The sequence below is a fragment of the Hydrogenimonas sp. genome (genome assembly GCF_029933015.1).
GTDB lineage: Bacteria > Campylobacterota > Campylobacteria > Campylobacterales > Hydrogenimonadaceae > Hydrogenimonas.
Genome location: NZ_JAOZOZ010000123.1, coordinates 1 through 4952, shown reverse-complemented (window position 1 = coordinate 4952; position 4952 = coordinate 1). Strand labels below are relative to the sequence as shown.

The 4952-nt window shown below is 53.2% G+C and carries 6 protein-coding genes; 5 read left to right on the top strand and 1 reads right to left on the bottom strand.

Going from position 1 to position 4952, the window contains the following annotated elements; translation table 11 throughout:
* From Q1K23_RS07750 to Q1K23_RS07740, 3 genes are all read left to right on the top strand, one after another.
* The coding region (locus Q1K23_RS07750; protein ID WP_366522648.1) for a DUF309 domain-containing protein at positions 1 to 347 on the top strand (347 nt) is incomplete at its 5' end.
* Complete coding sequence (locus tag Q1K23_RS07745; protein ID WP_300363572.1) at positions 325 to 1614, top strand: nitroreductase family protein; 1290 nt, start codon at positions 325 to 327, stop codon at positions 1612 to 1614. The genes Q1K23_RS07750 and Q1K23_RS07745, both read left to right, overlap by 23 nt.
* A gap of 16 nt (positions 1615 to 1630) precedes the next feature.
* Positions 1631 to 3100 (top strand): diguanylate cyclase, encoded by a 1470-nt coding sequence (locus Q1K23_RS07740; protein WP_300363571.1) that lies wholly within the window; start codon positions 1631 to 1633, stop codon positions 3098 to 3100.
* Positions 3101 to 3144: 44 nt separating this feature from the next.
* On the opposite strand, the gene Q1K23_RS07735 is transcribed toward Q1K23_RS07740, so the two are convergent.
* Positions 3145 to 3408, bottom strand: coding sequence for a hypothetical protein (locus Q1K23_RS07735; protein WP_300363570.1), 264 nt, complete (start codon positions 3406 to 3408; stop codon positions 3145 to 3147).
* 200 nt (positions 3409 to 3608) lie between these two features.
* Here Q1K23_RS07735 and trxA point away from each other — a divergent pair, with 200 nt between their 5' ends.
* Together trxA and Q1K23_RS07725 are read left to right on the top strand one after the other, a co-directional pair.
* Positions 3609 to 3986, top strand: a complete 378-nt coding sequence (trxA, locus tag Q1K23_RS07730) for a thioredoxin (protein WP_300363569.1) — start codon at positions 3609 to 3611, stop codon at positions 3984 to 3986.
* 281 nt (positions 3987 to 4267) lie between these two features.
* Complete coding sequence (locus Q1K23_RS07725; RefSeq protein WP_300363568.1) at positions 4268 to 4645, top strand: hypothetical protein; 378 nt, start codon at positions 4268 to 4270, stop codon at positions 4643 to 4645.
* The last annotated feature ends 307 nt before the right edge of the window (positions 4646 to 4952 follow it).

Genomic DNA, 4952 nt, shown 5'->3' with positions numbered 1-4952 from the left:
TGTCTTGTATGGAGTCGCGAAGTCGTTCGATGGGGGAAGCGTGCGAGGCTTTCATCTCTCTCGTGGAGGCGGGGGAGTACTACGAGGCCCACGAGGCGCTGGAGGAGATCTGGTATCCCAGGCGTTTCGAAGCCGGGGACGAGATCCTTCTGATCAAAGGTTACATCAACGCCTCCGTCGCTTTCGAGCTTCTCAGAAGAGGACGCAGACATCCTGCCGAAAAGACCTGGCAGGTCTATCTGAAGTACCGGCCGCTCATAGAGAGGCTCGATTCGCCCCTAACGCCGCTGTATAGGCGTATCGAAACGGTGCTGGAGAGACGATATGAACAGCTGTTCAGGACTTGATTACCACGAGGCGACGAAGCATTCGTGGATTTCGGTCCGTCAAAATCCCCACCGTCTCGACTGGGAGAGCCAGCCCGCCTCGATGAAGTTCTATCCCGCATCCCTTCCGCGGATCCCGCTTTCAAAAGCCTCTCCCGCCCACAGATTCATCTACCATATCGGCGGCATCACGGCCAAAAAGAGCTATCCCGGCGTCGAATACTACCTGCGGACCCATCCCAGCGCCGGCGCCCTCTACCCTACCGAGCTCTACTTCCAGGCGCGGGGCGTGGAGGGATTTTCCGACGGTATCTACCATTTCGAGGTGGGCAGCACCTCCGCCGTTCTCCTTGTCTCTTTGGAGGAGTACGAAGGGCTCGAACCCTTTTTGAAACTCCGCCGTCCGATGCGGGGGCTCCTCTTTTTCGTCAGCTCCCCCTGGTACCGTTCCGCCTGGAAATACAGAGAACGCGCCTACCGCTACTGCCTTCTGGATGCGGGACATCTGCTGGGCGCCGTGGAGGCGGGCAGCCATCTCTACGGGCACGCCTACCGTATCGCCTACGACATCGATCTGGCCGGGCTCGACCGCTTCTTCGGTTTCGGCGACGAGGAGTTTTTCCTCTCCGCCGCCATCGCCGCGGTCCCTCTCTCTTCCGCAGATGTCAAGATCCCCAGAAACAAACCGGTGCAGACCGATCCGACGGGCGTTTTCGCCCATGTTCCCCTCATCGAAAAAGCCTACCGGGAGACGATGGCTCTGGCGGGGTGTAAAAAAGAGCCGCGGTTCCCCTCTCTCTCCTTTCACAAAGAGGCGTGGGAGGACGCGATTTTGAAAAGGCGGTCGGCCAGAGAGTTTACGACGGTGGGCATGACGAAGATGCAGTACGAAGCGATCCTCGACTTCGCGCGTCAGCCCGTTCCCAGCGACTGCGACGAGCCGCTGCGCCTCTATGCCGTTCTCAACAGAGTGGCCGATATGCCGATAGGTATCTATAGCGACGGAAAGCTCGTGGCGGCGGGCGATTTCGCGAAAAAGGCGGCCTATCTCTGTCTGGAGCAGGGATTCGTCGCACAGAGTGCCGTCACCTTCTTTCTGCTTTCAAACGGGTGCAACTACCGCGCCCTCTATCAGAAGGCGGGGATCGTCGGCCACAGAATCTATCTGATGGCCCGGTATCTCGGCCTGGGCTGCAGTGGCGTGGGCGCCTATTACGACGATGAGGTGCGGGAGTTTCTCAAAGATGATAAAATGGTCCTCTACGCTCTGGCGGTAGGATCAATATAGAAAGACGGTAAAGCGAATGGCTCGGACAAACGATCACGAATGGCTCGTAACGGCGATGAAGTGCGCGGGTATCATCATACTCGGGCTCTTTCTCTATCTGGGTATCGAGCAGTATGCCGAAAGTGAACTGAACGCGATAGCCAAACGGACGGCCCACTCCGAAAAAGAGCTCATATCTCTCGAGCTGGAAACCTTCAAAAACACGACGGACACTATCGCTTCGGCCATTCTGGACGAAAAGACCTCCCTCCTGCTGGCCAGACTCTACCGTGGCGAAGAGAACAACGTCACCGTGCGAAAACAGCTCCTGAAGCGTTATGCGCCCCTCTATGAAAAGCTGCGCGATTTCTCGCTGGAACATATGCGCTTCTATCTGCCCGACGGCATCGTGCTGCTGCGCCTTCACTCTCCCGAAAAGTATGGAGATTCCATGCTCGCCTCCCGCTCTTCCATCGCGATGATCGTCCAGGAGCACAAACCGCTCCACGGGTTCGAGTCGGGCCTCTACCGGGCGATCTATCCGATATTCCACCGAAAAGATTTCGTGGGCATCGCGGAGATCTCTTTCTCCTTCGCGCCGATGAAGAAGGTGCTCGAAAAGATCAACGAAGAGAAAGCCCGCTACTTTCTGGTATTCAATCTCAGACAGATCGAAGAGGGGATCGACGAGGAGCAGCTGAGCGACTACAGACGCTGTCATGTCGATCCGGCTTTCATCATGCGAAAAGGGGAAAATCACGGGATAGAGCTCTTCAGGGAGGTGGATTTCAAAACCTCTCTGATGCCCTACAGGGAATTTTTCACCATACTGATGTCCCGGTCCGGACGCTACCATGTCGTCAGCTTCCTGCCTCTGAAGATGATCGACGGAAGCCACGGCGGATACGTCATCGTCATCCATGACGAGAGTGAAGCGGTCCACGCCCTGCTCAACGGTGTCCAGGTGGCGAAGATGGCTGTGGTTCTCATCGTTTTCGTCGCGGTTCTTTTGATTTTGATGCTCCATTTCTACCGCGTCAAGGCGATAAGAGACCGCATCGATCCGCTGACGGGTGTCTACAACCGCCAGGGATGTATGGTGGCCCTGGGCAACGGTGGCAGACGCTACGCCCTGATCTACATCGACATCGACGGCCTCGGAAAGATCAACGAAGCCCACGGACGGCAGAAGGGGGATGAAATCCTCAAAACCGTCGCCAGAATCATCGATTCCCATATCCGAAAAGACGACATCTTCTGCCGTCACGGAGGAGACGAGTTTCTCCTCTTTATCGCCAACGCCACGGAGGATCAGGCGAAGATCATCGCCGACAAGGTGCGCAAACATGTCGATATCCACCGCTTCGACATCGACGAGGATGTAACGATCTCCACCGGCATCGCCATCCGTCGACGCAGCGAATCGATCGCTTCGCTGATCGCACGGGCGGCCAAAGAGCTCGAAGAGCCCGGGGATCGGGAGAGTCGGGCTTCCACACCGGAGTGATCCGCCCCGATAGAAATCTGTCCCTTTTTGCATCTTTCCGCCGCTCAATCGATCAGTTCCATAAGCTTCCGGTCGAACTCTTCGTTGCTTTTGGGGTAATATGCCCTGCCATTTTCGATGACGAAGCCGAAATCTTCCTTCAGGCACCGCTCCACCTCTTCGACACTCAGACGCTCCTCTTTCGCGATCGACCCGATACTGCAGTCGAGTTTCGCCTTCAGGGCGATCTTCGCCGCTTTGATCTTTCTCAGTTTTTCATTCGTTATCTCGAAATCGAGCAGTTTGCTTCTGTTTTCCTCTTTGAACATGGTCGTCTCCTTTTTGGATTACAGGAGCATCATCGCGTATATCTCAGAGTGGCGGAAGAGCATATCCGGAAGGTTTTTTCGGTCGAAAATGCCTACAGGAGGTTTAAAGAAGGATTTTCGAGACGGGTTCCATGCATCCACTTGAAACTTTCCTACGCTTTATGTCACAATGTGGCTTATCTAAAAAACAAGGAATCCCTATGGCTCTTGAGAACCTGACCACGGAAAACTTCAACGACAAAGTCGCTTCGGCCGAAATAGCGATCATCGACTTCTGGGCGCCCTGGTGCGGTCCGTGCAAGCAGTTTGGCCCCATTTTCGAAAAAGTCGCCGGAAACCATCCGGATATTCTCTTCGGCAAGGTCAATACCGAAGAGGCGCAGGAGATCGCAGCGTATTTCAATATCCAGTCGATTCCCACCGTCATGATCATCCGCGAGGGCATCGTCCTTTTCCAGCAGCCGGGCATGGTTCCCGAAGAGGGCCTGGAGGATCTGATCAAGCAGGTGAAAGCGCTGGATATGGACCAGGTACGCAAAGAGATCGAAGCGCAGCAACAGCAACAACCCTCTTCCTGATTCGCTCGCACGGTAAAATCCATCTGGCTATTCGATATCTTCCGCAGGGTGGATTTCACTTGTTGCAACAAATAGCTTGCCGCCCCTTTCCGTTTCCGGAAAGGAGGAGGGTCCCCAGTCGGATGCCTCTGGAAGCTCTACGAGAGAAATTCCTTTTCTATTGATACAATAGATCCTGCATCTGCTGTCAAACCCATCGAGAAAAAACCCGCCAATCATCTGCCCTACACAGTCCTCTTGCTATCATTCAGAAAACGAAAAAATATGTGAATGTTCACAAGATGTTAAAATTGTTGTCGATAACGATGTCAAGAATTTCGGGTTTGATTGAAATACCTGTGATGCGAGGAGAAGCGATGAAAAAGAAAAATCACCCAGAAAAAGAAAATACACGGAAACGTTCAAAGCGGAAAGTCGAGATCGTCGACATCGAGGGTTCGGATTACATGAAAAGACTCATCGTCTATGAAAAAGGAAAGGTGGTTCAGGAGCTCGAATACGACAGTCGGGTCGAAAAACCCATTATAGAGTATTTCGAGAAAGGGTATAACCTGAATTGGTTTATAGCGACTGCCGAAAACGAAATCTACAAAGAGGGCTTGCAGATGGGTGGCATGATCTACACCGGGAAGAAAAAGAAAAAACGTGACAAAGAGTGATGATGATCTTCTGATTTTCTAGGCGTATGACTGTGGCAAGATACCTGTCTCTTTCGAAACCGGCCTTTTTGAATAGATTTTTGTGAAAGTGACTTTGCTGTTTGCAACAGACAATCCCCGCTCGATAATCGTGTATTTGAATGCAAAAAAGAGAAAAGTTTGAAACATGGTTGCCAATAGGTCACCAATCTATCGGAATGGGATTCCTAGGAATGAGCCGAAAATACCAGAACGGAGGGGTTTAAGTCGATTGAAGCAATGGTCGGAGTGGCGGGATTTGAACCCGCGGCCTCTACCACCCCAAGGT